Genomic DNA, 26,177 nt, shown 5'->3' on the forward strand with positions numbered 1-26,177 from the left:
AAGGTTCAAGAATAGAAAGGATTTGGCATGCGGTTTTTGGCGTCCCTCATATTCATTGGTGTTCTCGCAACCGCTGCGAATTCTGACGTGACCAGTCGAAATGGCGGTCCAAGCAACAGTCAAATGCTTTCAAAGGGTGGTGACGGAGGCATTGATGGTGTCGCTTTCTTTCGCCCAGTCTTAAGCGGAGTGCTGTATCGATCCGGTTTCAAGGGCGGCGACAAGGATCGAACTGGCCTAAGTGAAGGTCAACGCGAAACTCTGTGCGGCGAAGGGTTTTCAACCGGGTTTTATGCCGACTTCGGCAAAAACACTGAATACGGTCGCACCAGCTGCGGAAACGGATCCTTTGACTATCAGAGCGCCAGATCCTCTCGACCCGATGCTGTCATGGCGTCCATACACGAGGTGATTAAAAACCCTGGAAAGGGCCCTGTTCTGGTGCACTGCATGTGGGGCGTTCATTCCTCAGGTGCATTGTCGGCGATGGCGCTCGTTCAGTTTTGCGGTTGGACAGAAGAAAGGGCCAAGGAATATTGGAATGATGCCCGAAACGGAGCCCCTTGTTCAGGCGGGTGCGACCAGTGGATTGACTCAAAATTTTCCAACTTCAGTGTCGACCCAAAATTGAAGATCTCCAACGAGCAACAGGCAGCGATTTGCCCCAAATGATATTGGGAGGACTATCCAAATGAAGTTCAATCTTCTGAGGTCACTTGCTTTCATTGCACCCACCGTCTTGTGGGCGAACGACGATGTTCTTGGTGAAGCCACGACATTTGAGAGTCCCAACGGCGTTACTGAACGCTGTATTCGGATCGAAAAAACTCCTACGGGCGAGTATAAGAAAAGCGATCTTGAGGAAGAAACAGCCTATTGCGAGATCGATTTCTATGCACCCGGTATCGCTATTTGCCCAAAAACCTGGAGCACCAGCCCAGGAATGGCCGTCTACGATATTTCGGAAGGGCCCTACGCGGGGAACCGTTCTGAGTTCGAGAGAAACGCTTGCAAAGAGGGGAAGGCGGCGAAAGATCTGGCCAAGGACAGGGTGGCCAAATTCAAATCCACCATGAACCAAAAGGGCACCAGCGGAACCTTTTCCACCTCGTCGCTGCTTTACTATCATTTCTCCAGATATTTCGACACGACTGTAAAAGTTCCAGTCGCTGTTTGGCGCAGCATGGACGCCCAGGCGCATTTTTCCGAGGTTGCCGAACCTGGCCTTGCGATTTCTGGTGGCTCTCATGGCGGGCGCATGAACCATGAAGGCTGGCGGGTCTTCGCAGCTGCGGATTCCGACCCAAATTCATACCAACCCACCGATGATCTGTTCACCTCGGATCGAACGCAAATTTACGGTGTACTGCTTGACAGTCCCGGGCATCGATACGGCTCGGAAATCAACGGCACCCGCAAATCTGGTTGGGGGAAAGGTCAGAACCGCGATTTTCAGGAAACCCCCGCTTTCCTGGCTTTGCGATCTTCAAAACCCTTGCTAGAGGCCATTGCAGAGGGCGTGAAAGAAGGCCGAAAAGACCGGATGATCAACAAGGATCTCGGTCCCGATGTCAGTGACCAACAGATGGCATTTTGGATGCAAGAACTGACCGAGATTGTTCTCCTCGACTTTATCTTTAGCCAGCAGGACCGCGTAGGAAACATAGACTTCACACCCTATTGGTATTGGGTCGAAGACGGAAAGCTGAAGCACAAGAAAGCCAAACACCATGAGCCAAACGATGGAGATATTCGCGCCGACGCATTATTGATCCGTCGCAGCAATCTAAACGACAACGATGCTGGTGGGCGGGTCGAGTATGCCAACTTCGCGAAATCCACTCAAATGCTGGAGAAAATGCGGCACTTCTCTCCAAGCACGTACCGGCGCTTGGTCGCTTTGAATAATGATCTTCAATCTCAAGGTCCCGTCTACGGCTGGTTGTCGCGAAGCCTTGGGTTGTCAGATAGGCAGATTGCACAGGTTGTAAAAAACACCGAGTTGGCAACGTCCATTCTCCAGGACAATTGTTCTAATGGTGATTTGATGTTCGACTTGGATCCTGTCGCATTCTTTTTGAGAAACAACACCGAGGTAGAGACAGTGGATTGTAATGACCCGTAGGCTTTCTACGCTTTTTGCGGCGTTCATTTGGACCGCTCTAATCGCCTGCAAAGCGGCGGCATTGGACGTCATCGTCATATCGGATCTGAATGGAAGCTATGGTTCGGTAAGATACGATGCCCGCGTCGACAGGGCGATTGAGCGCATAATCGAGATTGATCCAGATCTGGTTATTTCGACCGGAGATATGGTTGCGGGACAGCGCATTCCCAACTTGTCAGACAAACAAGTCAGGGAGATGTGGAATGCCTTTCACGAAGCCGTATCAGATCCTTTAGAGGCCGCCGGAATTCCATTTGCGGTCACGCCTGGGAACCATGATGCCTCTGCTTACCGAGGGTTCGAGCGTGAAAGAAAAATATATGCAGAGCAATGGACACCGAGAAAGCCAGACGTCGATTTCCTGATTTCGGATGACTACCCGTTCTTCTACGCATTTGAGATGCAGGGTGTAACATTTGCGTCTTTGGATGCAACAACCCTAGGGCCGCTATCCGGCGACCAGCAGGACCGGCTAAAGGAACTGGGTTCAGATGGAGACCCGATTGTCACTTTCAGTCACCTCCCACTTTGGCCCTTCGCGATCCAGCGCGAACGCGAAATCATCGGTGACCCAACACTTGAAAAAATTTACCTAGAAAGCGGTGTCGTTCTGCATCTGTCAGGCCACCATCATGCCTTCTACCCAGGCTGGAAAGACGGTGTGGCTTATGTTTCCCAAGCTTGTTTGGGAGGTGGCCCGCGACGGCTTATTGGTGACAATGCCAAATCACCTCACAGCTTCACTCATGTTACGTTCCAACCAAACGGAGAGTTTGGGATAGCAGTATATCGAGGGCCTGATTTCGAAAGGTCAGCAAACTTCAAGTCGCTCCCGAAAGAGATCAGATCCCCGAATGCGGTGTTGAAACGCTTAGACCTTGTGAAATGATTAGAGGTTGAGTTTCAGCTCAACTTTATCAGGGACCAGATCGTTTATCATCTCTTCGATTCGGGCTTCTGAAAGTCCACCCGAAGTGATGAAAAGCAAAGAGACGCGAGACTTTCCGGGGACGTGGTGTTTTCTGACCAGCTTCCAGCCAGCGTCTGCGGCCATGGCTTCAATGGCGCCGCTGACGTTCAATGAGTGCTCTTCGTCAGAACCCTTTAGTAAGATTTCCACACCTTTGTTTCGGCCACCCAACCAAATGAAACACCAACATACAACCGCCACCAGTGTGGCCATCAAGGGTAAGCCCAGCCCTACCGCCAGCCCAAGCACGGTGACTATAATCATTTCCACCGTGTCGACCGGGTCATCCATATTTGATCGGAACCTTAACAGAGCTCCTATTCCAAAAATCACGAACCCGATCATCGATCCGTGCTGTACGACCAGAAACCCAACCGCCATGCCAACAAGCGCGTATAGGAAGAACAGTCGCGGCATGACGATATCACTGACACTTCTGCGGGCTCTCCGCCTCACGGGGTGATAGACGATCAGTCCAGTCAGTATGACAGTTACGATGACGTCGAGAGTGAAGAAATACAGTTCCTGTTTGCCCCGAAACTGTAACCAACGTCGTTCGATAAGTATTTCCGACTCCGTAGTACCGGCCAACATGGTCGCGGGGTCGATTTGTGTTACCGCAGCGCCTGGCAACAGCACCATCAATAGCGCGGCCATGAGTGGGAAAGTCTTGTTCAACTTAACTTCCTTCCTGCTTGCTCTGGCAGATTGCGTTCCGCCATCTTGTCCAATTCAATCGCAACAGGCGCGATCAGGTAAAGAGATTACCGTGCATTCTCCGGACATCGCATCCGGACTGTGGTACGAACGCTGATACAGGGATGTGGTCCAAGCGCGAGAATATCCAATGTCAGAACACAAGCTGCTTCGGTCGAAAATTGGCTTTTCACGGCGCTTCCCCAAGCTTAGGACACTGGCTTCTTTTGCAAGCGCTACTATTGCATTTCTGGCTTGGATTGAGCTCGCCCACGCCGACAACCCCGGTTTGACTCTCATCGCCTCATTCAAGGTGGCAGATAAATCGGAAGGCTTCTCAGAGCCTTCCGGATTGTCTTTGTCCAACGCTGAAGGCTTCTTGTGGTCCGTAAGCGACGCTGAACCTGGACTGCACCTACTTGGAACCGACGGGGTATTAGGAAACTCTTTCAAGTTGCCAGCATTGGCAGGATCAGATTTGGAGGGCGTCGCATCACGAAAAGATGGGACTGTTTTAGTACTTCAGGAAACTGATCGATCAATTCTAGTCGTTCACCCGACTGACCCCATTCAACTAACTACAATCCCTCTCACATCTCTCAAAGGCTACTCGGATGCCGCTGAATTGCTCGTCGGTAACCCTTTGAACAAGGGACCTGAGGGCATCGCCGTCGACCCGGAATCCGGGCGGGTCTTCATTGGCATTGAGGGACAACCAAGGTTGTTAATGGTCGTATCACCAGAGCTAGATGAAATTGTTGAGATGATTCCTTTAGCCCGCGATTCAGGTTTTATCTCCGAGCGTGTAGATGATGATGAACTGGATTTGAGCGGCCTGGCATGGTCCCCGTCTTTACGTTCTCTTTGGATTGTAAGTGACAAAGGCCGTCAAATCTTCGTCTACAATCCAGAGTCCAAGTCCATAAAGTCTATCAGTTTGACGTTCACAGAAGATGGAAAACAAAAAGAAGTTAAACATCCCGAAGGGATCGCCCTCGATGAGACCAGAGGGCTTCTCTATATCCTGACAGACGATGCCAAGAAATCGCGGCTTTATGTTTTTAAGCAACCGGAATTGTGAGGACTGTCCTACTAGTTCTCTACTCTAACTTGTTGAAAAGCCGGGTTGTGTAATTGAGCGCCGTCGTATGTGCAGCGTATTAAGTAAATCTGCGTTCTGTTCCCTGTGTTTCTTAAAAACATCACCCATCAATACATTCGAGTAGCGTCAGGTTCACACATGCGAACCACATAATAACATTGGACTTCAACATGCTCAGTCACTTTAAGGTTGTCAAAAATGCGCGTATTCAGCTCAGTCGTTTTTGCGATCATTTGCACTTTTGTGGCCACTGCATCAGTTCCAAGAAGTAGCATTGCCCAAACCTGGGACATCGCATCCCAGCACTCGGTCAGCGGCGTAACGGTGTATGATGCGGATGAGCTGTTAACTTTTGCCGGTCAATTGGCCTTCAATCGGTCAGGGCGCATCACAGCGGTGGAGGTCGCATCAACGATCACTCAGATCTACCGAGAAGACGGTTACTTCTTGGCTGAGGCCTGGCCCGGTCCCGATGGGCAGAGCATAATTGTTGATGAAGGGCGCATTCAAACCATCGAAATTGAAGGCGTAGATACTCGCACGTTCCAAACACTAGAGAAGATTTTTCAGCCCCTCACCACCGCATATCCAATAACTCTCAAACGATTTGAGCGGGCGGTTATGCTAGCCGAGGACATACCCGATTTGGACGTGTCGACCGAACTTGATTACCCGGATCAGGCTGGTGCTCGGCTGAGAGTATTGGGAGAACCTCTGCGCAAACAAGCCGGTAGTGCGACACTAGACAACCCTCCGCGTGAGCTTGGGGAAGCGCTCAGTTTCTATGTCGTACAAGAGTTTTATTCGACACTGACCGTTGGGGATCTGCTGCGATTTGAGGGTTCAGGCAATTACAATTGGGACAAAGACAATGAACACTCTTTATGGGGCGCTCTTACCTATCGCACCCCGCTGAACAGTAATGGTCTGTACGGTGAGATCTTCTACGGGAACATAAACGCAAAACGTGACCTCTCAGGAAATTTTGCGAGAACAGATATTGACGGCGAGAACTTCACCGTCGCGATGGGTTACCCCGTAATCCGAGATGTAGCCCGATATGGTTACTTTCTGCTGGATTATCGCCTTTCAAAAGCGGACTCAGTCAGTGGTGGCGTTCCACTATCCAGTGACGCGAGTGTCGTTGGCCTTACTTATCTTTACGGGCAAAACTATCCAAAGGGACAAGCTCTGGAAGCGGGGCTAACCCTATCTTTTGGCGATAATGACAATGAAACGACAGACGCGAATTTTGACGACGGGGACTCTTCGTTCTGGCATCTACGGGGCGGCATCGGATACGAAAGCCCGCTAACAGGTTTGGCGCCCAACACAGCTTGGCGCACCGAGATCTGGGGGCAGTACACAACAGACCGGCTACCCTCTGTCGAAGAGTATTTCCTTGGTGATCGCTATGCTTTGCGCGGATATCGTTTTGACGAAGTGGATGGTGATTCCGGGATTTCCGCGATTTTCGAAGTGTCTCATTCCTACTTCCCCAGATCCCAGAGCATACATCGCTTAACGCCCTTTGCCTTTTTCGACGTGGGTTACATCTCGAACAATGACCCTGCGAGTTTTGAAGTTGACAATGCTACACTGGCATCGACAGGTCTGGGATTGGACATTGAGTTTAAGCAAAACCTATTCCTATCCGGATACGTCGGTGTCCCTTTGAGAGACGGCCCTTTGACCGACTCTGGCGATCCTGGCGCTTATCTTGCTCTGACAACAAGTTGGTGAGGATGTTATGAAACTGAACCGCATTGCTGTACTTACCGCAACTTGTCTAATTGCAGAACTGGCCGCTACTCAGGTCTTTGCCCGCGGAAATCACTACGGGTGGTGCCGAGGCGTAGGGAACCCACACCAGTCGAGCCAAGGATGCGGGCAGGCTGGTGGGCAAGGAGCAGGTAATCAAGTTACTGGCCCAACTCAGCCGGTGGCAAATCAGTTGCCGCCTAAGGGAACGCAGCAAACGCCCACGTCCGTTACTGTTCCAGTCCTTGCGCCGGGCGCGGTCCCGAACGCAATTCCCAATCAGGTTCCTATTGCGACACCAATAGCGGTTCCTGGTCAGGTTCCCACGCCGGTAGTAGCGCCAACTCTAGCTCCGCCTTTGGCACCAAACGCGACACCAAACCGGGTTCCGACAGCCGTTCCCAATCAGGTTCCACCATTGGCTACCGGTCCTACCGCGGTGCCGTCGCAAGTTCCGACTGCAACTCCCAATCAAGTTCCGGTCGCTACCCCTGGCCAGGTTCCGCCTCAACCCACCGGCCCAACAGCGGTGCCGCCACTTGTGCCCACCGCAACACCAAACCAAATACCAGTCGCAGTTCCTGGTCAGGTCCCACCTCAGCCCACTGGACAAACTGCTGTGCCACCGCTCGTCCCGACTGCAACACCAAACCAGATTCCGGTCGCAGTGCCCGGCCGTGTTCCGCAACCCAGCGGTACTACGGCGACACCACCGCTTGTCCCAACCGCAACCCCCAATCAGGTTCCCACGGCGGTTCCTGGCCAGGTTCCACAGTTGACACCAAAACCGACGGCAACTCACGTGGCCGTCCCAGGACATCCGAAACCTCAGGGCGTCGTGACAATCATGCGCCCCAAGCCGAGGCCGACAACCGGTACTGTCCAGCAACCTGGCACAACACAAGTGACCCACCATGTAACCCACCAAAGTAATGCGAAGAAACACGATCACGTCGCAGCAACACCTGGACGACATGACCCGCACGACCTACCGAGATTCCGCGACGCGGCAGCCAAGGAAGACTGGGAATGCGTAGCCAGCGGATTTGGACAGCGCCGATATGATGCTGGACGAGGCGTGTTGCTGAACAACGGAGCGTTGCGGCACCTCGGAAACGTGGACGCAATGGCACGGGATGTACCTGCTCGGCATCCAAAACACTCTGGCTGCATTATTTCGGTCAAACGAAAGCAGCAGTAGCGCCAGGCACATCTTGAAGCCTTAGAGGAATTCTTCCGAGTGGGAAGCTGGTTTCCAACCAAGGTTAAGTTGACGAATAGACATCAACCGAAGGTGTCATCTCTCAGAAGGTTAATGAGGCATACAATATGCCTCTCTGAGTGCTGTTTGGGCATCCGGCTCGGATCATCGGATGCCCCAAAAACCGACTAGGAATTTCGCAAAAAAGCGAAACCTCTACGAGAAGGAGTCCTCCATGAGTGCTAGATTGGTCCTTCTTCTTGCTGCCGTCGGCCTCATGCCAATCGCGTTATCATACGGTCTGATGCCAAGCAGTTCGATCCCAGTTTTGCTGGGATTTTCGGTGGAAGGAACGAACCAGACGCATGTCTTCCGTGCGATTATGGGACTTTACCTGGCAAACGCTTTGTTTTGGTTAGCGGCCGTGGTGAAACCAGATCTACAACGACCGGCGCTTTGGGTTCTTTTTTTGTTTATGTCGGGACTGGCCGTCGGACGCATACTAAGCATTCTTATCGATGGAGTTCCGAACGGGATACTTCTCTTTTATCTTGCGGCCGAGATAGCTTTTGCAGCTCTGGCGGCGGTTTGTCTAAAAAAAGTACAATGAAACAAGAAGTGATAAGGTGCTGAGGTTTTTCTTTGTTCTCTCGATGATTGCAACTTCATCAGTTTCGACATCCGCTCTGGCACAATCGTCATCTGCCCAGAGTGCGGTGGACGAAAACTTCTTAGTGCTTGAGACTGCCGTTGACGAAGCGGGAGCTACTCCAATCGCATCGATAGATCATTCGCGTCTGGCCAAAGCCGAAGACGTAGAAACGCCAGCGTCCCGTGTGCTCATTTTCTCTGATCCAGAGATAATCACGCCCATTCTGAAAGAGAACGTGCGAGCAGGTCTGGACCTTCCTTTTCGAGTTCTTTCCTTCGATCAGGATGGTCGCCCACAGATCGCCTACACAGACTCTCAGTTTCTCAAAGTGCGGCATGGTCTGAATGACACCCAAGCGTTAAATGCATTTGAGAGCAAGATGCTCGAAGTTCTAAACGACTTGGATGCAACACCAGCGCCAACCAGCGGATTGTTTGCCGACTATGGGGTCATCGAACTGCAAACTCTGCTCAGCGTACCAGAGGCAGTAGAACGTCTCAGGACAGCTGTGATGGGGCAGGACGATACTGTGTGGTTTGGGGAAATCGATTTTGCGACCGAAGCGTCCCAACTGGGGGTGGACCTGCCGGAGGCGGTACTTTTACTGTTCGGCGGACCAGCACCCGGTGGCGTAGCTATGGCGGGCTTTCCGGCAATTGGTTTGGATGCCTTTTGCCAAAAACTACTAGTTTACGCGAATGAAGAAGGCGGCTCCGTAGTGATTTTCAATGACATCGCTGCATTGGCGGAATTGCACTACGGTTCTTCAGCCGAACCTCATTACGGTTTGAACAAACGGCTTACCTCAACATTTCGCACTGCAATTGAGTAGCCGCTGGTTGGAAGTCACAATTTTTCTGAATTGCTATATTCCGTATTTAGCTGCCCATTCTGGGCTGGGTACAGACCATCGCTACACTTAACCCCTAACGGCAATTTGCGGGCAATGTTGCCCTGGGCGCGAGTATACAGTTTTCATTCCAAAACAACGCAGCACGGCCTTGACCATACTCAGTTGCACATTTAGTCAAAATTGATCTGCCCGCTGGGACGACCTGGCTAATTACCGGCGTATCTTCAGGACGACCTGGCAGATTAGAGGTCGAACATGACAACTAAAACCAAAAAAGCCAAGAAACTGATCGAGGGTAGACCTGCCCTGATCTTAATCGACATTCAAAAGAGCACGTTTATTGATGACAGCGAAGTGCGCTCCATTGACAACATGCCGGGTTACAAAGAGCGCATGATCGCTGCGCGCGATTTGGTTGACGCTGCGCATGACAACAATGTGCCCGTCATCTTCGTTCAAGAAGTCCATCGTCCCGATCAGATCGACTTCGGCAGGGAACTGGATGGTAACGAAGACATACACTGTCTCGAAGGTGATCCACGTACGGAAGTTGCAAAAGATGAGATGGGATATCGCAAAGGTGACTACATCGTCTCGAAGCGACGGGATTCTGCGTTTTTTGGAACCGATTTCGAAATCCTGCTGCGCGGTTTAAAGGTGGACACACTTTTGTTGTGCGGCGGGCTGACAGATGTTTGTGTGCACTACACATTTGTCGATGGCCACCAATCAGACTACTTCTGCCGCGTTGTAGAAGATTGCGTTGGCGGGTCATCTTTCCAAGCCCATGAAGCTGCTCTCAAAGCTATGGAGTATCTACAAACCGGCGCTGTTCAGAGCAGCGAAGCAGTGATCAATGCCATCTCGTCGCTCTAAGTTGCAATTGAACTGTTAGTACCAGTTGGGGTGCATAATTTTTAGGGCGCAGCTACGGGTGTTGTTTTTTGTCGCCAGAACGCCTTGGACTTGCCCATTTGATGCAGAAGGTATCGACACTTTCAGTGCTAACCTTTGAGTTTTCGATTATAGACCTTCAAAATCTGGATTGCATCGTAATCCAGCCCTTGGTCCGTATAATGCGAATATGACAAGAGACATTGAAGCTAACGCTCAGAAAATCGCTGATGCCCTGACCTCTGCCCAGCAGATATCTAAACTGTCTTCAGAGGCAGAACAGCTAACGCTGGACGACGCTTATTCGATTGCAAGTCGCGTCCGCGAGATTCTGGGCAAAGAAAGAGTCGGCCGAAAAGTCGGCTTCACGAACCGCACGATTTGGCCTGTTTACGGTGTGGATCAACCCATTTGGGGAGAGGTCCACGCAGATGGGCTGTTTTCGACTGATCAGCCGGTAAACTTGGCAAGTTATTCAGAACCGAGAATCGAGCCAGAAATCGTACTGGGCCTTAAACATGCACCAACAGCTGAAATGAACAATGAGCAGTTGGCAGGTTGCGTGGAATGGGTGGCCCCGGGATTTGAAATTGTTCAATCGATTTATCCCAACTGGAAATTCTCGGTCGAAGACTCAATCGCAGCACAAGGATTGCACGGCTGCCTTGTTCTTGGCGACAAAATCGCGGCTACGCATGATGTCTTGACCGGCTTAGCCGAAGTGCCACTAGCATTGTTCAAGGGCGCCGAGGCCATCGAGTCCGGCAAAGGTGAAAACGCGCTTGGAGGCCCAATTGAAGTCCTGGCTCATCTTGTGTCTCTACTCTCACAAGCCGACCAGCTTCAGGCAGGCGAGCTGGTTACAACCGGTACTTTGACAGACGCATGGCCAGTGTCTCCGGGTGAAGAATGGTCAGCTGGTTTTGGTGGCGTGATGGACACCGAGCTATCAGTACGATTTACATGAGGCCTTGGTAGAGTGGTGACGCCGACTGCACCAAAGAAAAGTTACTCTCAATAGCTGACCATGATGGTCTTCCACTGGTTTCATCAAATCTGGGACGCAATTTAACCAGGTCCGGTTTAGGCTCGGTGTCGTCGTTCGCTCAGTCGCGGCGAATGTCCGGAAAGCGGACATGCATCGCGACTGAGCGAATGACCGCGTGGAGCCCATACCTGTGTAGTTTGCCCTCCGCAGCGAATGTCAGCTTGTCCGAGCTGTTCTATGCTCGTTTGCTGCTTCCTCGTGCCGTTCCTCAAGAGCCTGACGAATGATCTGGTACGAAGATGACAAGAACAGGCTTGCCATGATCGCAGCAACTATTAGGTCAGGCCAACCTGTTGCCGTGCCCCAGACGCCCAACGCGGCAATCATCACAGCTACGTTACCGATGGCGTCGTTCCGCGAGCATAGCCAGACTGATCGCACGTTGGCGTCTCCATCCTTGTAGCTAACAAGCAAGAATACGCTCGCAAGGTTTGTTGCGAGAGCCAACGCGCCGATGATGCCCATAATTTCGGCCTCTGGAACGCCCACGTAAAAAACACGGTAGACGGTAGACCCAAACACCCACGCACCCATAAAAAAGAGGCTGATCCCCTTTGCCAAGGCGGCATTCGTTCGAGCGCGGATAGACGCGCCGATCACAGCGAGGGAAATGCCGTAGGTCAGTGCGTCACCAAGGAAGTCGAGCGCGTCGGCCTGAAGTGCCTGAGACTTCGCGTAGTGTCCCGCGGTCATCTCGACCACGAACATCGTCGCATTCAACGCGATGACGATCCAAAGCCGACGTTTGTATTCGTTCGACATTCCGTCGAATTTCACCTCGTTGCCGCAGCACCCTGCCATCTCAAAACCTCTTCAGAATCGCGTCAGATCCAATGTAGTGTCTCTAGTGACTAGAGGTTCAAGAGGTTTTTCACATGTTCTCGATTGGCGAGCTTTCGAAGCGGACGAAGGTCAAAGTGCCCACCATCCGCTATTACGAAGAAATGGGTCTACTGGCCGCACCGGAACGGACGGCAGGCAACCAGCGGCGCTACACAAATGAGGGTTTGGAGCGCCTGAGCTTTATACGGCACGCGCGTGATCTCGGCTTCTCCATCGAAGCAATTTCTTCTTTGATTGAGTTACAGAACCATCCGGATCGGTCGTGCGAAGCGGCCACCGAAATCGCAGAAGGTCAGTTGTCCGAAGTACGCGCAAAGATCAAACGCCTCAAAGCTCTCGAATATGAATTGAAGCGTATCGCACAGGGATGTGACGGACGGGGTGTGGCAGAAGACTGTTACGTCCTGGCTTCGCTTGCAGACCATGACCTTTGTGGTCGAGGCCAACTTTGGGCATGGTTTATGGTAAAGTCCTTGCATGTCCTGCGAGGGGGAGTACCATGATCGACGCTGAACAGCGATTGATAGACTACAACATCATTTTACCTGCGCCGCTAAAATTGCCTGTTGGTATGGTGTTGCCATTTCCGTGGATTAACGTTCGGGGCGACCGGGCGTTCGTATCTGGTCATGGACCACAAGAAACAGACGGCACTCCGGCCGGGCCATTTGGAGCAGTCGGAGAAAATGTGTCTGTGGAAGAGGGCTACGCCTCAGCACGCAAAGTCGGGCTTTCTATTCTCGGCAGTCTAAAGCGCGAACTTGGCAGTCTAAACCGAATAACGGGGTGGTGCCGAGTTCATGGGATGATCAATTGCAAATCTGGTTTCAGCGATACGCCTGCGGTTCTCAACGGTTTCACGGATTTGATCATTGACGTCTTTGGAGAAGAGATTGGCCGCCATTCACGTACGGCGGTCGGGGTGGCAGGTCTACCAATCAACTTCCCAATTGAAATCGAAGCAGAGGTTATTGTCTCAACGGCCTAGAATACACGTGGATCCGGAACGACATACTGGTCAAAAAGTAGCAGGAATGTCGCTTCGCCGGGCAGAAGTACTGTATGGAAGAAGGCATCTGGGTGAGCCAGAAAGGAGACTTCATGATTAATTTTATGCCTAAGTTTCTGATTGTAACGGCGCTTTGTACGATCCAATACTCTCAAGAAGCACTCGCGCAAAGTCACACCCACGACGCTGAAGTCACACCGTACGCCGGTCTGCAATCCCGGACCATCAAAAGCTTATCAGAGACCGATTTAGAAGAGCTGCGGCGCGGCGGAGGTTGGGGTTTTGCTTTACCTGCGGAGCTGAATGGCAAACCAGGCCCAGCACACTTGCTCGAATTGCAAGATGAACTTGGACTTTCGAAGGATCAGGTGGAAAGAATTGAAGCGATCTATTCAGAAATGCGCAAACAGGCAATCGTCGCAGGCGAGCGGTTTATTGAGGCCGAAGCGGCGTTAAGTGAAGCGTTTGCCGGTGACCAGCTTGACTTAGCCGAGCTAAACAAACTTGTTAAAGCGGCAGAAACGGCCAGGGCCGAATTGCGACTGATTCATCTGTCCCGGCACCTGCAAACAACGCCGCTGATGACCGCAGATCAAATCCAACAGTACAGCATTCTAAGAGGGTATGCGAACGACCCGTGTTTTAGTGTGCCTGAAGGCCACGACCCAGCCATGTGGAAAAAACACAACGGTTGCAGCTGAATCCTTCTGAAATCAGCGCAAACTAATTTTGGACATGGAGCTGGGAAATCTGATTGCCCTTCATCCAATCTCTCAGCTATGTCGAGCAAACACACTCGTCGTCCCATCCAGACCAACGAGCAAGGTTTCATAGGGCTCTCGTTCGTCTGAAAAATCCATGCCGGGTGATCCCATTGGCATGCCGGGAACTGTCAGGCCGAGGCCTTCAGGATGTTCGGACAAAAGTCGATAGATGTCTTCTGCCGGGACATGACCTTCGACAAAATAGTCCCCAACAATTGCAGTGTGGCAACTGGAAAGCACATCTGAGATTTTCATTTGTTCTTTAAGCGACCACAGCTGCTCCTGTTCCACGTCTAGCATATCGGCGCGAAATCCCGCGGAAATCAGGTGATCTACCCACGCGGCACAACAGCCGCAGGTTGGCGTCTTGTAGACATTGATGAGTGGGGCTTCTTGACCGACGGAAGGAGTGGCCAGCACTGCTGCTGTACCCGCTAGTAAAAATTCGCGTCGTTTCATTGGTCTCTTCTCCGCTTCCTCATGGGGCTAAAAAGATATTGTGCCAAGGACAAAGTTTTCAATGTTACCGGACCAAGCATCAAACGAGCAGTTTCGATACAAGGTCTGAGCCTCAATCCAAATAGCATTAGTCGCCAAATGTTTTGTGAGTTGCATCGCGTATGGTGCACGTTCACTCGAGCGTTCTGCAATGAACCTCGCGATCAACGTCGTGGTGAGGTCCATAGCAACCTTCTAAGCCGTGGCCATGCCAATTGCCTTGGTGGTGCCTGCCCGTGCACCCTGACAATGCAATCACTATGACCAAGAATGCCGCTCTTCGCGGGTGCTTGATCCAACAGTTCTGTTCCATGTGCAAACCAACCTAGTAGCAATCCGGCTACCTTTGCTTTGACGCAGGTCAACACCCCATTGCGGCAGCTTCCAAATAGCGGCAGTTAGTCTATCGTGAACAGCTCCTGTCTTTCAGCAACACCGCGCAATCTGTATTGCCCCAGGGAAACAAGACTTGGAATGGAGCCCACCAAGTCACCCGCCACCTTATCGGAAACCACAATGTTCTGATCAAGCGCGCTGCACATGCCTAAAATGCGCGAAGTTGTATTTACCGCTGGGCCGACCACTGTGAAATCCAAGCGAGACCTACCGCCAATATTGCCGTAAAGAACATCGCCTGCGTGCAACGAGAGAGTGAAGCCGGTCGTTGGCAAACCATCAGCTTGCCGCCGTTGGTTGAGTTCCTCAAAGGTATTTCGCAACTCCGCGGCCGCGTGAATTGCGACGCGGCGAGCGTCCGGAACTTGATTGATGTCGAAGATGGCAAGCATTCCATCTCCCATGAATTTCAGAACGTTACCGCCATTGCGTTCGACTACGTCAACAGCTTCCGCGAAGTAGTCGTTTAGCAATTCTATGATTGAGCCCCCCGGAAGCGCCTCTGACAATTTGGTAAATCCTTGCAGGTCAAAATACCAAATCACCGCTGAAATAGTTTCCGATGAACCTCGGGTGATGTCCCCGGAAAGAACGCGCCTACTGGCATCTTTGCCCAGATATGCGGCTGTAATGTCTTCAGCCATCAATCGGTTCGCCCCACATTTCAGCGTCAGGCAAAGTGGAGATATCAGTTGACGCAAACCATCAAGTTGCTCGCTTGTGAAGCCCCCGTTCGCGTCGGTTGTCAATGAGATTATGGCACCTTCATAGGCCTGCATTGGATCGACTGGCGTAGTATTGTCCTGAATAAGGAAAAACCGTTTAACAGCGAAGTAGTCAGTTGCACCGCGCTCACGAAGTTCGTCGAAGATCGGAAAGTTGAGCGCGGGTTCTTCGACTGTCAGATCTTGTCTGATCTCTTCAACGTTGTTTGCCAAAAGATAATAAATTGGGCTTAGAACGTATTCCTCAGGCGCATCCGTTCTTCGGACAAAGTTCTCTCGCTCATGACCGCCATCCCTGTGCCAGCGAAAAGCGACAGTCCCAATCTCGGGATGATGAGCGCGAACAGTGATGTTTGCTCTTTGAAGCGGAATTCCTGCCGAAACAAGACGGTTGCAAAATGCTTCAAGCCAGAGCTCCACAGGCGCATTCTCTAAGCCCTGTTGAACCAGCCAATCTGCTATGTCCTGGATGGCGGCAGTCAGTTCCCAGTTTTGGACTAAAGGAGCTGCCATGATGTCCTCTTAATGAGCTATCTGAACAATTGGCTCTTAGTCTAATTCACTTCAAGGACACATCAAATTCAATTCTCCCTCTGCGCTTGCAGCCCTAAGGTATATGCTGATCTTGTGGCGTATCGCACGCACGACACCCGGGCAATGGTCGCAATTCATCAGGAATTGCTGGCGATGTGAGCTGTAGCGCGTACCGCAAGACTTTTGCGACTGAGCTCTGCGGGGTATCTGTGTGATCTGTCGGCGTTGAGGCAACCGAAATACTCAATCTTGCCAATCCAAACGATACAAGACGTGGTGACCGCGTAGACCTTTCAGAAGTCTGGGTTCTATTTCAGAAAATGAGAAATCGGTTCGCCCTCCGACCATGGCACGCGTCGCATCTGAAACGAGTATCTCGCCTGCCGCACCAACGGTCGTAATGCGTGACGCTTTGTTAACCACAGTACCGAAAAAATCTCCACGAGATTGCACGACATCACCAGTGTGAATCCCAATCCGAACACCGAAAGATGGCTCCTCGGATACCGATGCAATGGCCTTCTGAATCTTGACAGCGGCCGTTAGCGCTTCCTTCGCGGACTGAAAGACGGACAACGTTCCGTCTCCAAGGGATTTCACGAACTGGCCATGATACTTTTCAATGATCGCCGCCAAGACTTGGAAGTGGTTTTCGATCAGCACCGACCAACGCTGATCGCCCAACGCCTCCGCCAACGTTGTGCTGCCCTCCACATCAGTGAAAAGTACCGAAGCCAAACCTTCGGTTTGGTTCAGCTCGGGTCCATCTTCGCGCGCAGCATCAACCAGTTTTTGGATGGCCAGCTGCTCTTTACCCACGAGTTCAATATTTGGAGTGGGCACTGAAGCGTGGCGATTGATGATCTTCCAGCCCGCTCCCTCCAGGACAAAAATTAGGACGGTGCGGTAAAAGACGGCTTCATCAAAGCCGACAAACTGAATCTTATGGACAAAAGACGACCATCCCGTTTCTCCGTTTTCGAAGGCTTCCGCTTCAATTTCTTCAAAAACGACGGGTGCCGGGATCTCCGCAAAAAATCCGCTAACCCCATCGCGAACTGCTTGCCCGCTCCAAAACTCACCTTCGCCTGTCCCAACGAACCTTAGTTCATCTGCTTTCGACAGAAAATCCTGCAACTCGTCAGTATTCTTCTTGGTTCTGAGTATTTCATACCAACGCCTCGAAACTGCCAGCAATTCAGGTGAGGAACGTATCATCACAAATGACTCGAGACGCTAAATGGATTGAAACTTGCAAGGTTTTGCAACCGGTATCTCCATTTTTCGAAATATGCAGGTCAATGCTGCCGCTGAGGTTTGGTCAGATCAAGACTTTTGTATTTCTCCAGAACGGAGCGCATAAGACGCAGATCAAAAGACGCACGTCGGTTCAGAGCGAACTATCGACGGAGTTTCTGAGTTCGAGTCCGGATCACAGGGTATCGAATCGTTTCGCTGTCGGAGAGCTACTCGACGCTGTACTGACCCGCAAAATAAGATGCATGAGTGTATCGGGCACACGCTAAGCTAGAAGGTTCCCAGAACTACGCGGTGAAACTCGAAGTGCAGCAAGCGCCGTCTTGACATGGCTATGCGAACTGGTTCAGCTTGCGGTCATGACGTACACACGCATCCACTGCCATCGAATATCGGCCTGAGGTAGATAACCCACGCGAAATCCGTGGGAGGCAGCATTGGTATGCGGGCGAGGCTTATATCCTTGTAATTGCTCCAGATTAGAGTGCACGTGTCGGTTCGATTCCGACGCCTCCTACCATCCTCAGGAGGTGTCCGACATGGCGGGCGACGTCACGAACGCAATTGATTTCAAAGACATCAAACAATCGGTCGAGGAGAGCCTCGGACGCACACCCGAAGGCTGGTCCGGCTTGCCAGATCTCGAGAGGGGTCTTCCATCTCAACAAGACCAAGTTCTGGAGAATGTGACTGATGGATGATGTCGAAAAGAGCTGGAAGGAATTCCGGGAAAAGGTCCGAGGTGTGATCGAGGACCATGGAGCGCCAGATGATCTCCGATCTTTTGACGTCTGGTACAGCGAGGAGATGCGGTTGGTGATGGCGCACAACTACCCAGCTCCGCACGTCTCTGACGTAACATGGTCGACCGAGGGTCTGCATGTCGAGTGTGATGACCTCGAAGTGGTCGACCGTATGATGACTGCTATGGCGGAGGTTTTACACGATCTCAATGAGGCGCGGGCCCGGAGGTCAGTGATGAGCAGTGTTGTCGACTGGAATGATATTCATGGAAGCGTCTTTAAGCAGCTTGGTGAGCATCGTGCCGGGTGGGCGGAGCAGCTTACGCTTGCACTTGAGAAAGTGAAGAGGTTGATCGACGAGCAGCCCGAGCTGTTTGGCGATGAACGCCCGTCCATCGTTCAGATCAAACAGAAATGGGGAGGCTTGCGCGTCTATGAGGGCCCGGGCTGCAACCAGGCTACGATTGAAGAGATTCAATGGCGTGTCGATCAGATTGAGCAAACTTGTGAAGGTTGTTCTAATTCTGCCCAACGCCAGAACATCCTTGGGTATGTGACGACACTTTGCAGCTGGTGCTACAACGATGCTCTGCGGCGGCGATTTGAGGGCGCCGAAGAATCCTGGCCCGACAGCCTGAGGCTGGACATTGTGGAAAACTATCCAGACCTCGTTTCTCGGGATTGCACATATCTTGTTCCTGCTGTCGGAAAGGGCTGGCTCGTCTTGATTTCGCAAGCACTCCACAAGCTTTCCTTCAGTCAGGATTTCAGGGCACTGGACCCTGGAACTATTCAGATTTCGGACATTAAGAAAGGCCAGGATGGCAAGATTTGCATCGGTTTCAATCGATACCACGATCTCATTCAGGAGTACGCTGTCTGGATGGAATTTCGATGCGGTGTGACGTGTGAAGAGTGTGGCCACGTTGGTGACATCGTTCGGACAGCCGACGGGTCTCAAGTACTCTGTTCTCACTGTTACTGTACTCGGGAGAAGTCTGATGGGTGATGACGACGACGTTGAGCTGGATGAACAAACCTTGCGTTTGCTTAGACTTCGGGAGGTTGAAATTGCGGCCGGTCGAGCAAAACTAACCAAGCCGATTACCTCGGATGAGATCCGGTCGCGAAAGGTGCCTGATCCGAAGGGTAAGCCAGATGAGTGACAAGACTACAGAAGAGGAAATCCCAATTTTCGTAGTCTGCGAGACTTTGGTGAACGGCAAACTTCGAGAGATTGAAGGAAAAGAGATCACTGTAAAACCAAACAAGATCTTAGTCTTGACGATCAGTGTCGAGGATGTTGAGCGATGACAGATGATTTTTCAGAAGACGAGATCTTCGGGCGCCCGTTACAGGATGTTCCTCTGGATGACTTGATCGCAGAGTTGCAAGCTCGTCGCAAAGAAGGTCCGGAGGTCTGGCTTGCATTGCGCAAAATGATTTTCGAGCAAATCGCCGATTTTGCACAGCGTCCGGCCGATGCGCCCAAATGGCGGGATGAATGGGTCAAAGAGAACACCTGGGATCTAGTGACTGACGACGATGATGTCGAGATCACTGATGGTAGCGGCAACGTGTTCGACGACCTCGGGATCGAAGACCCAAGGAAGAAGACTTAGTGATGGGGGCGGAGCATATCAGCTTGATCTTATCCGCCGTGATCATTGTCGCGTTGACGATCTACGTCAGACACATCGTCCACACTGCTGGAAAAGATCGCGAAGTCGATCCAGAGCGAGTTCAAAGGATAATGCGAGATCTGGACTACAGCCGCCTGGACCGAGTGATGAACCGGCGAAGGAAGAGGTAGCGGGATGTTGAAGATGGTTGTCTATGTTGGTGATCAAGAGGTCGCCCGAGCTGTGGCTGAGAACGCTTCAGATCTGGCTGACGTGTCTAATTACGATATCCGCATGAATGAGAGGGCATCTGAACAGCTCGGTGTTGAAGAACGAGGCCTTGGCGGCAGAATCGAAGACCACCCACGAAATCAAACTGTTTGGTCGCTTGTTCGCAAGATCGCAGACCTTTGGCTTGCAGGGACTGGTGCTGGTGAAGAAAGCGCTCAGGCAAAGCTGCTGCCGTTGATCCGTGAGTCCATTCGCGAACCAGACGAGAGGATCGAAAAGGCATCGAACCAGAATGACGATTGGAATGCTGTGATCAAACAGATTTCTGATGACGAGCCGTATTCCCTGGGCTTCTACGCTGACAAATTTGAGTCGTGGACAGCGGACGAGATTGAAGCTCTTCGATGTGATGTGGTTGAAACAGCTACAGAGGAGGAACTACTGGCCGAGATCGAACGCCGGCGAAGAGCTGGTCTACTGCCCAAGGGGACCTCGAATGATGGCTTCTCAGATCTGGTTGATGATCTCTGGGGCAAACTCGATACAGACCCAGACCGCTAGTACAGTTACCTGCCGCCATTACCCAATATTTTACATACGAAGTCTTATATGGCGACTGTCGTTGTAGTAGTGCGCGCTTCTTCTAAGCGCCTCTCCTGCTAGGAACCAAAGCGCCCCGGACAAGCATTTCGCCAACACTGCTCTGCGGAACCATGTACTACCAGTCTCTACGATGAGCATGGTTGACCGCAACCAGCCTGAAGCAGGCATTCACAATCACGCTTTTCAGTTTTGCACCAAGCCATTCACTAGGACATGCGCGACGTTCAGGAAATCATGTTGTCTGCTGTAAACGACTGAATTGGGCTCGGTGCCATCGTTGTCTGCTGTTAGCATGATTGGCCGCACGCAGCCCAAAGCCGACACTCGAAACTAGACTTTTCAACTCCCTAGTTGCGAACGAAGTGATCGTTGGCCGATTGCCGCTGTCGGCTAATTCTTAAGGCGTTCCCAAACCAAAATACCCCTTCCTTCCTTTCCCCCGAAGACGACCTCTTCCGCCGTCAATTCCAAGAGCTCGCCAATTGACGCCATGGTTAGCAATTTGTCCTGCCCAGCCCAAGATGCTTCGGTCGAAGCATGAACTCGGTGCCGAACGACTTCGCCTTCAGTTGACCAATCACCGCAGTACGAGAAGTAACTGGGGTAGTCACGTGAGGTGGTTCCCTCAACATGGGTGTCGGGGTTCCATAAGTGAGCCGACATGAACCCATCGCCCGCGTAGACGATGCGGCCTTGCGGGTTGTCGCCATAGGGTTGGAGAGTGGAGCCGTCGTCAAACTCCGCGACGAAACTCTTCAATACCCATGTCCCGATGATCGAAACGTTCGCGCTCATACTGACAAGGCTAACCCAGCAAATGGCTGCCCGGCAACGGCTGGTTGAACTTAGAACTGCCGCTACCTGCGGTCAGCATCATTGGCCGCTCGCAGCCCAATTTGGACCTTCGCAACCAACCTTATCGGTTTCGGGTATACCAATGGAGCTGACTTTTGCCCGGGACTACACCTGATACCAGTTTTCGACGTCTCGGACAACTTCCTGGACTGTGAAAGCAGCCTCTACCTCTGCGACAGCACGTTGCACTTCGTTTGGGCTTGCACTGAGTTCCAAGATGTTCGCATTCAGGTCATGGGCTGACCCGGCATCTGAATAAATCGTATCGACCGCAATTCTGACGGCGTTTCGGTGTTGCAGCAGGTGCTCAAAAAATCGGACATAGATCGCCTCCTCATACGGAGAATGGGTGTCAACCTTAGAGACTAAGCCCAATTCAACAGCCTTGGCGCATGTTAGGCGCCAGGCCAGTTCCATTGTCGGTGGAGGCGCATCTCTAGCCTCATCAGGATGTTTTGGGTTCGCAAACGTTGACCTTCGGATGGCTTCGAGATCGGCACGCAAGCTTTTTGTGGGAACAGGATAGATGAATGTGGTTTCCTCGGATGCTAAGGTTGGTTCAACCTGATCCGGCCGCACCTGGATGAACTCGGAAAACCTGTTTCCGATGATAGGGACTTCACCGACAATCATGTCTGTGGGGTCGGTATTCTCTACCAGCCATCGCGCCAGGGCTCTCCGCCCCCACAATCCAGCGGCCCTTCGTACCAACGGATGAGTTCCATCTGAAACATCTGGATAACTCGCGAGTATGTCTTCGGTCTGAAACACCGCGAGCCCCGTGTCCCAACGCATGATATGCACACGACGTCCCAAGGAGATCGCAATGGATATCTGCTGACGCAACAGGAACGACTTTCCAGATGCTGGTAGTCCGGTAAAGAAAACCATGCGACAACGACGTGCAGCGTCGGTCAAGTGTCTTCCAATCTCAGTGTCCGCGAAACTGTCGATAGAAATTGCGAATCTCCTAATTCGGTGCCGGCCACAGGTCTAAACGGCAATCGGGCTTTGCTGCCCAAAAACCGTTTCCAGAACGTGACCCTAAAAACTAACTTAGCAATACCAGGTGCAATATTGCTGACACGCGCTCCAATGCCGCCTGATCAGTCAGTTGCGAAGCAATAAAACAGGCCCGCCCCGCCAGAACGTGGCAGATGTTCCTCCCCGCAACCGCGCGAGCCGTGCGATGAGTTCCAGGACAACATGTTTCGAGCATCGTTGAGACCTACACGGTCATGGTGTCCGACAATCGCAGACCCGTCTTCACTATTCGAAGTCCAGTTGCTGCATGTCGTGTCACCACCTGCCGTCGAGAAATATCCAGCGGAATCGGAGCCGGTAAGAATGTCATGTTTGTTCGGCTGACTGCCACGCCCATTGACAGGGTTGCCGTTTTCGTCAAGCGCGGTCTGTAGATTGATATTCACACCGTCACTGTGCAGGTCTTCAACATTGTTGGCGATAAGCTCTCCATTGGCATTATACCAAGGACCCGACCCGATCCGGTCGCGTGCAGAAATGCCATTGGTGATTGTCATCGGGTCAGTGCTGCGATCAATGGACATTGAGGTGCTCAGATAGGCCGCAAAAGTTTTCGAAGAGCCGGCCGCGGAAGCAAGTGCATTGCAATGAGCATCGGCACCTTCGAGGCCTCCTAGATTGGCACCATCCCCCTTGCCTACACTAGTGATGAAGAACGACATCTCCTCACCTGCCGATTGCGCCTGTGCGGCCGTTGCGAAACCGCAGATTACGAGTGCAGCAACCCCATGAACAGTTGTTCTTTTGGTGAACTTCGACATGTTTGTCTCCCTTCTGCTGAGTAATCACTGATGCTAGTAGTATGCTCCGATTGGGTCCATGAAATAGCGCTCACGATTTGTAGAATTCAGCAGCGAAGCCTGCCAAACACGTGATTACTGAATATCGGCTGGCACAAACTTTGTGGCGGACTTTTGTTACCTCCGCAGCAACAAGAAAATTTGGTTCGTCCGACATTTTCGCCGCTGGGTCTGCGAGCGCCCGGTTTGAGGAGCACTCTTTCGCTGCGCTGGGATTGAACGCCTAAAACGCGGATACCTATGACTTATTGCACATACGCGTCTAAGATACGTCCATGGTCTCACCCTCAAAGCCAAAGAGTGGCCATGTTCGAGAAAGGAGCAACCGAAATGTTGTTTGCTGATGCGCTGGAGAAAGCTTCTTCGTATGCTGCTGCGTGGAGTTCCAACGATCCGGCACAGGTAGCAGCACATTTCGCAGAAGACGGGGCGGCTCGGCTCAATTCCGGCGCGGCGATACAAGGTCGGGAAGCAATTGCTTCGGATTACGCAGCCCCGTTCTTCCGCGATTTCCCTGGTTCTTCCGTGTTGCTGCATGATTTTCGTTTATCAGGGAACCACGCTCTCTTTACCGGTATGCTCGTCGGTCCCGGAAGGCGTGAAAATTCTCCTGTTCGCCTGTTGGGCTGGGAGGAGTGGACCCTCGACGACAATGGCTTGATACAGTTGTCGTTGGTTTGGTTCGACCGCGACGACCATGCCAGACAGGGCGGCGGTACTTTCTCATAGTGATATCGCCACGCAAAGCGGGCATTGTAGCATCTGAAAGGCGCGGCAAAGCTGATCCTTAGCAAACGAAAACTCGCGCCCGTATTCGGTCCAACTATACTGAATGCACTCGCAGCCAACTGTGGCAGGCGCAGTAGCTCCTGCCAAAATGCGTACCCAATTGCGATTGAAGAGAGACGGCAGGTGGGCTCTAATGGCATTCGTTGCCGAGGTGGTCACACAGTCTTCTGCATCTACTGCGTTAGGCGCCAATGTTTGGGTATACATTGTTCCTCGCAGGTGACGGGTTTTCCGACCCTTTCAAAGCGATACCCAGTAGCGTGGAAGCAAATGAGACCGCCGCGGCGGTCATTCAGCCCGATGGTCCAGGCAAATTCGGAATAATCCATTCCGTGGATCCGAACTGGTTCTCTGGACCGGGTAATCCGGTCGATTGGCAGCGGTGTAACGGTCGAATTCGGAATCGAAAAGGAAACGGACAGATCGGAAAGGCCCTCGAAACACAGGTTGACCTGGCAAACGGAAAAACTGAAATGCCCGTTGTCCTGCCTGATCCACTCCTCAATGTGATCAATGTCGAGTTTTAGCTCACTCACCCAGTCATCGTTGTCTGGGTCAGGCGAAATCAATTTTAAGGCATAAATGGAATTGTCGTGGAATTCATGACTGATGTCCTGAAACAGCCTCTGTCCGTTATCCATCGCAATCACTCGAATCCGAATTGTTGCTGACACGCTCGATTTCGGGGTTTCAGCCAGTTTAATATGTCACCATGCCAAAGGTAACGACAACAACGGAAGCTCTTGCAACTCAGATCATCGCTGCATTTGACGGCCTTGATCCACCTGCTGATGATGAACTTCTTCACCCCGAATGTATGGATGACGTGGATATTCTTGAATTCTACGGCGGGGTCAAATGGCATGAGATGACCGATCAAATGATCGTTTACGGGTACGCTGCCCCCACTGCCTTTAGCGCCAAGGCATTTCAGTACTACTTGCCCGCGTATCTGATTTGGACTCTGCGAAATTCAGACAGCCCGGAATATGCCAGTGAAAGCATTCTTCGGGCACTCGACCCCGGCACATCGAAAGAATTGCTGCACGAGTTCCGGAAGTCCAAGTTCAACCAATTGACGCCTGCACAGAAGGAGGTCGTGTTGAGGTTTCTGTACCATTTCAGCGACAACCCTAATCTTGGTGAATTTGCACAAGCCGCATTGATTAACTACTGGATAGAATAAGGCATGTGGTTACCGGTTTGATGATATCTACGTATTTGATGTGGCTCTTCGCAGCGCTTTTTGTCGTAACCGGTTTGCCGTTGGCATTGACTGAGGATGAGCAATGGCAACGGCTATGGGGGGGATCCAGTGCGCTGTCTCTTGGCCTTTTTGCTTTATCGATGGCAGCAGATGGTTTGCTTAGAGGCCAGATTAAATTTCACTTTTCGATTATCCGGCGCTCCAGCCAGCCGCGTTTGTTCTTCAGCGCTATAGCATTGGTGTTCGCAGCCGGCGCCGGAGTCATCATTGCTGTTGTTTGGGCGATTTTCTTTAAGGATTGGTAAGATTTGCCCAGCACGGTTTGACTTAAGAACCAATGGGCCAATTTAGACTGAACGAATACGACCGTTGCGATTTTGTTGGTTTGTCAATTTTCCCTGTTTTCGAACCAGTAGAACACCATACTACCCCACTCCATTGAGAAGGAAGTATTGTAGCCTACAGCATTGCACATTCAGCGGGTGCAGACGGAAAAGCCCTAAACCGATCACCCGAGTGGAGCACATGGATGACGGAAGGGTCGGCATAACCTCCGGATGTTTACAACAATCAAAACGGGCAAATTGGGCTCAGTGTTGCCGTTCTCCGCAGCAAGCATGATTGGCTGGTCCCAGCCCGAAGCGGACCTTCATCACCAAGCTTTGCAATGTCTGAGATGCGGGACGAAGCTGACTTTTCAGGTCCGGCTATGCGTTCCTTTCCTAGCAATAAATTTCGTAGGCTCTATCATGCTGGCTTTGCCCCACTGTCGAAGGAAACAACATGTTGCGTTCAATGCTAATCCCCGCAGTTCTCATTGCACCTCATTGTCTGACTGCTGCAGAGAAAGTGTCGGCAACGAACTTCTATGTCGTCAACCAAGAGCAAATTTCCGCGGGCGAGGACGTGTTCT

Annotated in this window: 30 protein-coding genes and 1 tRNA gene; 22 read left to right on the forward strand and 9 right to left on the reverse strand. The window is 51.8% G+C overall.

From position 1 onward, the window contains the following. Positions 1-27: 27 nt before the first annotated feature. The 3 genes from ACR0ER_RS20980 to ACR0ER_RS20990 are packed head-to-tail and all read left to right on the forward strand — an operon-like array spanning position 28 to position 3,056. Positions 28-672, forward strand: a complete 645-nt coding sequence (locus ACR0ER_RS20980; protein WP_170418739.1) for a protein-tyrosine phosphatase family protein — start codon at positions 28-30, stop codon at positions 670-672. A 19-nt stretch (positions 673-691) separates the two neighbouring features. Beyond that, positions 692-2,125 carry a hypothetical protein gene (locus tag ACR0ER_RS20985; protein ID WP_480770608.1) on the forward strand — a complete coding sequence of 478 codons (1,434 nt, stop codon included), beginning with the start codon at positions 692-694 and terminating at the stop codon, positions 2,123-2,125. Then, positions 2,115-3,056, forward strand: coding sequence for a metallophosphoesterase family protein (locus tag ACR0ER_RS20990; protein WP_480770609.1), 942 nt, complete (start codon positions 2,115-2,117; stop codon positions 3,054-3,056). The genes ACR0ER_RS20985 and ACR0ER_RS20990 overlap by 11 nt, the downstream gene beginning before the upstream one ends. Here the strand turns inward: ACR0ER_RS20990 and ACR0ER_RS20995 are convergent, their stop codons facing one another. Beyond that, positions 3,057-3,815, reverse strand: coding sequence for a hypothetical protein (locus tag ACR0ER_RS20995; protein WP_480770610.1), 759 nt, complete (start codon positions 3,813-3,815; stop codon positions 3,057-3,059). A 169-nt stretch (positions 3,816-3,984) separates the two neighbouring features. Between ACR0ER_RS20995 and ACR0ER_RS21000 the strand changes: the two genes are divergently transcribed. The 6 genes from ACR0ER_RS21000 (at position 3,985) to ACR0ER_RS21025 (ending at position 11,263) form a co-directional block, all read left to right on the forward strand. Continuing rightward, on the forward strand, positions 3,985-4,914 hold the full coding sequence (locus ACR0ER_RS21000) for an SdiA-regulated domain-containing protein (RefSeq protein ID WP_480770611.1): 930 nt from the start codon (positions 3,985-3,987) through the stop codon (positions 4,912-4,914). Positions 4,915-5,133: 219 nt separating this feature from the next. Continuing rightward, positions 5,134-6,678 carry a ShlB/FhaC/HecB family hemolysin secretion/activation protein gene (locus tag ACR0ER_RS21005; protein WP_480770612.1) on the forward strand — a complete coding sequence of 515 codons (1,545 nt, stop codon included), beginning with the start codon at positions 5,134-5,136 and terminating at the stop codon, positions 6,676-6,678. 1,454 nt (positions 6,679-8,132) lie between these two features. Further along, positions 8,133-8,507: a DUF4345 domain-containing protein gene (locus ACR0ER_RS21010; protein WP_480770613.1), complete on the forward strand. Its 375-nt coding sequence runs from the start codon at positions 8,133-8,135 to the stop codon at positions 8,505-8,507. Between the two features lie 16 nt (positions 8,508-8,523). After that, the gene (locus ACR0ER_RS21015) at positions 8,524-9,381 is read left to right on the forward strand and encodes a DUF302 domain-containing protein (RefSeq protein WP_480770614.1); all 858 of its coding nucleotides are present in this window, start codon (positions 8,524-8,526) and stop codon (positions 9,379-9,381) included. 276 nt (positions 9,382-9,657) lie between these two features. After that, positions 9,658-10,278 (forward strand): cysteine hydrolase family protein, encoded by a 621-nt coding sequence (locus ACR0ER_RS21020; RefSeq protein ID WP_480770615.1) that lies wholly within the window; start codon positions 9,658-9,660, stop codon positions 10,276-10,278. A gap of 208 nt (positions 10,279-10,486) precedes the next feature. Continuing rightward, positions 10,487-11,263 (forward strand): 2-keto-4-pentenoate hydratase, encoded by a 777-nt coding sequence (locus ACR0ER_RS21025; protein WP_480770616.1) that lies wholly within the window; start codon positions 10,487-10,489, stop codon positions 11,261-11,263. A 237-nt stretch (positions 11,264-11,500) separates the two neighbouring features. On the opposite strand, the gene ACR0ER_RS21030 is transcribed toward ACR0ER_RS21025, so the two are convergent. Beyond that, positions 11,501-12,145: a cation diffusion facilitator family transporter gene (locus tag ACR0ER_RS21030; protein WP_170710104.1), complete on the reverse strand. Its 645-nt coding sequence runs from the start codon at positions 12,143-12,145 to the stop codon at positions 11,501-11,503. A gap of 74 nt (positions 12,146-12,219) precedes the next feature. Here ACR0ER_RS21030 and ACR0ER_RS21035 point away from each other — a divergent pair, with 74 nt between their 5' ends. From ACR0ER_RS21035 to ACR0ER_RS21045, 3 genes are all read left to right on the forward strand, one after another. After that, entirely contained in the window at positions 12,220-12,690 is a 471-nt protein-coding gene (locus ACR0ER_RS21035; protein ID WP_480770617.1) for a MerR family transcriptional regulator, read from the forward strand. Continuing rightward, the gene (locus ACR0ER_RS21040; protein ID WP_170791780.1) at positions 12,687-13,175 is read left to right on the forward strand and encodes a RidA family protein; all 489 of its coding nucleotides are present in this window, start codon (positions 12,687-12,689) and stop codon (positions 13,173-13,175) included. Before ACR0ER_RS21035 ends, ACR0ER_RS21040 begins: the two co-directional genes overlap by 4 nt. Positions 13,176-13,249: 74 nt before the next feature. Further along, positions 13,250-13,897 carry a Spy/CpxP family protein refolding chaperone gene (locus ACR0ER_RS21045; protein ID WP_480770618.1) on the forward strand — a complete coding sequence of 216 codons (648 nt, stop codon included), beginning with the start codon at positions 13,250-13,252 and terminating at the stop codon, positions 13,895-13,897. Between the two features lie 72 nt (positions 13,898-13,969). Here ACR0ER_RS21045 and ACR0ER_RS21050 read toward each other — a convergent pair whose 3' ends face one another. From ACR0ER_RS21050 to ACR0ER_RS21060, 3 genes are all read right to left on the reverse strand, one after another. After that, positions 13,970-14,419 carry a DUF411 domain-containing protein gene (locus ACR0ER_RS21050; RefSeq protein WP_170380027.1) on the reverse strand — a complete coding sequence of 150 codons (450 nt, stop codon included), beginning with the start codon at positions 14,417-14,419 and terminating at the stop codon, positions 13,970-13,972. Between the two features lie 437 nt (positions 14,420-14,856). Next, positions 14,857-16,092 (reverse strand): adenylate/guanylate cyclase domain-containing protein, encoded by a 1,236-nt coding sequence (locus ACR0ER_RS21055; RefSeq protein WP_480770619.1) that lies wholly within the window; start codon positions 16,090-16,092, stop codon positions 14,857-14,859. A gap of 264 nt (positions 16,093-16,356) precedes the next feature. Then, positions 16,357-17,331, reverse strand: a complete 975-nt coding sequence (locus tag ACR0ER_RS21060) for an adenylate/guanylate cyclase domain-containing protein (RefSeq protein WP_480770620.1) — start codon at positions 17,329-17,331, stop codon at positions 16,357-16,359. Between the two features lie 465 nt (positions 17,332-17,796). On the opposite strand from ACR0ER_RS21060, the gene ACR0ER_RS21065 reads away from it, so the two are divergent. From ACR0ER_RS21065 to ACR0ER_RS21095, 7 genes are all read left to right on the forward strand, one after another. Further along, a tRNA-OTHER gene (locus tag ACR0ER_RS21065) sits at positions 17,797-17,890 on the forward strand. Between the two features lie 19 nt (positions 17,891-17,909). Continuing rightward, on the forward strand, positions 17,910-18,071 hold the full coding sequence (locus tag ACR0ER_RS21070) for a hypothetical protein (RefSeq protein WP_170517544.1): 162 nt from the start codon (positions 17,910-17,912) through the stop codon (positions 18,069-18,071). Continuing rightward, positions 18,064-19,122, forward strand: a complete 1,059-nt coding sequence (locus tag ACR0ER_RS21075) for a hypothetical protein (RefSeq protein ID WP_480770621.1) — start codon at positions 18,064-18,066, stop codon at positions 19,120-19,122. The genes ACR0ER_RS21070 and ACR0ER_RS21075 overlap by 8 nt, the downstream gene beginning before the upstream one ends. Then, a complete protein-coding gene (locus ACR0ER_RS21080) occupies positions 19,115-19,279 on the forward strand; it encodes a hypothetical protein (RefSeq protein WP_480770622.1) in 165 nt (54 codons plus the stop codon). Before ACR0ER_RS21075 ends, ACR0ER_RS21080 begins: the two co-directional genes overlap by 8 nt. After that, positions 19,272-19,427, forward strand: coding sequence for a hypothetical protein (locus tag ACR0ER_RS21085; RefSeq protein ID WP_170668432.1), 156 nt, complete (start codon positions 19,272-19,274; stop codon positions 19,425-19,427). Before ACR0ER_RS21080 ends, ACR0ER_RS21085 begins: the two co-directional genes overlap by 8 nt. Next, positions 19,424-19,735 carry a hypothetical protein gene (locus tag ACR0ER_RS21090; protein WP_170603678.1) on the forward strand — a complete coding sequence of 104 codons (312 nt, stop codon included), beginning with the start codon at positions 19,424-19,426 and terminating at the stop codon, positions 19,733-19,735. The genes ACR0ER_RS21085 and ACR0ER_RS21090 overlap by 4 nt, the downstream gene beginning before the upstream one ends. A gap of 195 nt (positions 19,736-19,930) precedes the next feature. Further along, complete coding sequence (locus ACR0ER_RS21095; protein ID WP_480770623.1) at positions 19,931-20,527, forward strand: hypothetical protein; 597 nt, start codon at positions 19,931-19,933, stop codon at positions 20,525-20,527. 432 nt (positions 20,528-20,959) lie between these two features. Here ACR0ER_RS21095 and ACR0ER_RS21100 read toward each other — a convergent pair whose 3' ends face one another. The 3 genes from ACR0ER_RS21100 to ACR0ER_RS21110 all read right to left on the reverse strand — a co-directional run bounded on the left by ACR0ER_RS21100 (position 20,960) and on the right by ACR0ER_RS21110 (position 23,229). After that, positions 20,960-21,364: a lipocalin-like domain-containing protein gene (locus ACR0ER_RS21100; RefSeq protein ID WP_480770624.1), complete on the reverse strand. Its 405-nt coding sequence runs from the start codon at positions 21,362-21,364 to the stop codon at positions 20,960-20,962. A 165-nt stretch (positions 21,365-21,529) separates the two neighbouring features. After that, positions 21,530-22,342, reverse strand: a complete 813-nt coding sequence (locus ACR0ER_RS21105) for a hypothetical protein (protein ID WP_480770625.1) — start codon at positions 22,340-22,342, stop codon at positions 21,530-21,532. A gap of 188 nt (positions 22,343-22,530) precedes the next feature. Beyond that, on the reverse strand, positions 22,531-23,229 hold the full coding sequence (locus ACR0ER_RS21110) for a hypothetical protein (protein WP_480761839.1): 699 nt from the start codon (positions 23,227-23,229) through the stop codon (positions 22,531-22,533). 345 nt (positions 23,230-23,574) lie between these two features. Here ACR0ER_RS21110 and ACR0ER_RS21115 point away from each other — a divergent pair, with 345 nt between their 5' ends. Beyond that, positions 23,575-23,997: a nuclear transport factor 2 family protein gene (locus ACR0ER_RS21115; RefSeq protein ID WP_480770626.1), complete on the forward strand. Its 423-nt coding sequence runs from the start codon at positions 23,575-23,577 to the stop codon at positions 23,995-23,997. Between the two features lie 233 nt (positions 23,998-24,230). Here the strand turns inward: ACR0ER_RS21115 and ACR0ER_RS21120 are convergent, their stop codons facing one another. Beyond that, positions 24,231-24,698: a hypothetical protein gene (locus ACR0ER_RS21120; protein WP_480770627.1), complete on the reverse strand. Its 468-nt coding sequence runs from the start codon at positions 24,696-24,698 to the stop codon at positions 24,231-24,233. A 71-nt stretch (positions 24,699-24,769) separates the two neighbouring features. On the opposite strand from ACR0ER_RS21120, the gene ACR0ER_RS21125 reads away from it, so the two are divergent. Both ACR0ER_RS21125 and ACR0ER_RS21130 read left to right on the forward strand, forming a co-directional pair. Then, positions 24,770-25,243, forward strand: coding sequence for a DUF6714 family protein (locus tag ACR0ER_RS21125; protein ID WP_480770628.1), 474 nt, complete (start codon positions 24,770-24,772; stop codon positions 25,241-25,243). Between the two features lie 5 nt (positions 25,244-25,248). Next, entirely contained in the window at positions 25,249-25,569 is a 321-nt protein-coding gene (locus ACR0ER_RS21130) for a hypothetical protein (protein WP_480770629.1), read from the forward strand. The last annotated feature ends 608 nt before the right edge of the window (positions 25,570-26,177 follow it).

The organism is Ruegeria sp. CH8, from assembly GCF_056536985.1.

What these genes read in the sequence shown, in the direction of transcription:
- ACR0ER_RS21090 (WP_170603678.1), top strand. Translation starts at nt 19,424, where the DNA reads ATGACAGATGATTTTTCAGAAGACGAGATCTTCGGGCGCCCGTTACAG.
- ACR0ER_RS20990 (WP_480770609.1), top strand. Translation starts at nt 2,115, where the DNA reads ATGACCCGTAGGCTTTCTACGCTTTTTGCGGCGTTCATTTGGACCGCT.
- ACR0ER_RS21045 (WP_480770618.1), top strand. Translation starts at nt 13,250, where the DNA reads ATGGAAGAAGGCATCTGGGTGAGCCAGAAAGGAGACTTCATGATTAAT.
- ACR0ER_RS21050 (WP_170380027.1), bottom strand. Translation starts at nt 14,419, where the DNA reads ATGAAACGACGCGAATTTTTACTAGCGGGTACAGCAGCAGTGCTGGCC.
- ACR0ER_RS21060 (WP_480770620.1), bottom strand. Translation starts at nt 17,331, where the DNA reads ATGATACGTTCCTCACCTGAATTGCTGGCAGTTTCGAGGCGTTGGTAT.
- ACR0ER_RS21005 (WP_480770612.1), top strand. Translation starts at nt 5,134, where the DNA reads ATGCGCGTATTCAGCTCAGTCGTTTTTGCGATCATTTGCACTTTTGTG.
- ACR0ER_RS21085 (WP_170668432.1), top strand. Translation starts at nt 19,272, where the DNA reads ATGAGTGACAAGACTACAGAAGAGGAAATCCCAATTTTCGTAGTCTGC.
- ACR0ER_RS21110 (WP_480761839.1), bottom strand. Translation starts at nt 23,229, where the DNA reads ATGTCGAAGTTCACCAAAAGAACAACTGTTCATGGGGTTGCTGCACTC.
- ACR0ER_RS21095 (WP_480770623.1), top strand. Translation starts at nt 19,931, where the DNA reads ATGTTGAAGATGGTTGTCTATGTTGGTGATCAAGAGGTCGCCCGAGCT.
- ACR0ER_RS21000 (WP_480770611.1), top strand. Translation starts at nt 3,985, where the DNA reads ATGTCAGAACACAAGCTGCTTCGGTCGAAAATTGGCTTTTCACGGCGC.
- ACR0ER_RS21035 (WP_480770617.1), top strand. Translation starts at nt 12,220, where the DNA reads ATGTTCTCGATTGGCGAGCTTTCGAAGCGGACGAAGGTCAAAGTGCCC.
- ACR0ER_RS20985 (WP_480770608.1), top strand. Translation starts at nt 692, where the DNA reads ATGAAGTTCAATCTTCTGAGGTCACTTGCTTTCATTGCACCCACCGTC.
- ACR0ER_RS21070 (WP_170517544.1), top strand. Translation starts at nt 17,910, where the DNA reads ATGGCGGGCGACGTCACGAACGCAATTGATTTCAAAGACATCAAACAA.
- ACR0ER_RS21055 (WP_480770619.1), bottom strand. Translation starts at nt 16,092, where the DNA reads ATGGCAGCTCCTTTAGTCCAAAACTGGGAACTGACTGCCGCCATCCAG.
- ACR0ER_RS21040 (WP_170791780.1), top strand. Translation starts at nt 12,687, where the DNA reads ATGATCGACGCTGAACAGCGATTGATAGACTACAACATCATTTTACCT.
- ACR0ER_RS21020 (WP_480770615.1), top strand. Translation starts at nt 9,658, where the DNA reads ATGACAACTAAAACCAAAAAAGCCAAGAAACTGATCGAGGGTAGACCT.
- ACR0ER_RS21010 (WP_480770613.1), top strand. Translation starts at nt 8,133, where the DNA reads ATGAGTGCTAGATTGGTCCTTCTTCTTGCTGCCGTCGGCCTCATGCCA.
- ACR0ER_RS21025 (WP_480770616.1), top strand. Translation starts at nt 10,487, where the DNA reads ATGACAAGAGACATTGAAGCTAACGCTCAGAAAATCGCTGATGCCCTG.
- ACR0ER_RS21125 (WP_480770628.1), top strand. Translation starts at nt 24,770, where the DNA reads ATGCCAAAGGTAACGACAACAACGGAAGCTCTTGCAACTCAGATCATC.
- ACR0ER_RS21075 (WP_480770621.1), top strand. Translation starts at nt 18,064, where the DNA reads ATGGATGATGTCGAAAAGAGCTGGAAGGAATTCCGGGAAAAGGTCCGA.
- ACR0ER_RS21115 (WP_480770626.1), top strand. Translation starts at nt 23,575, where the DNA reads ATGTTCGAGAAAGGAGCAACCGAAATGTTGTTTGCTGATGCGCTGGAG.
- ACR0ER_RS21100 (WP_480770624.1), bottom strand. Translation starts at nt 21,364, where the DNA reads ATGAGCGCGAACGTTTCGATCATCGGGACATGGGTATTGAAGAGTTTC.
- ACR0ER_RS21080 (WP_480770622.1), top strand. Translation starts at nt 19,115, where the DNA reads ATGGGTGATGACGACGACGTTGAGCTGGATGAACAAACCTTGCGTTTG.
- ACR0ER_RS20980 (WP_170418739.1), top strand. Translation starts at nt 28, where the DNA reads ATGCGGTTTTTGGCGTCCCTCATATTCATTGGTGTTCTCGCAACCGCT.
- ACR0ER_RS21120 (WP_480770627.1), bottom strand. Translation starts at nt 24,698, where the DNA reads ATGGATAACGGACAGAGGCTGTTTCAGGACATCAGTCATGAATTCCAC.
- ACR0ER_RS21030 (WP_170710104.1), bottom strand. Translation starts at nt 12,145, where the DNA reads ATGGCAGGGTGCTGCGGCAACGAGGTGAAATTCGACGGAATGTCGAAC.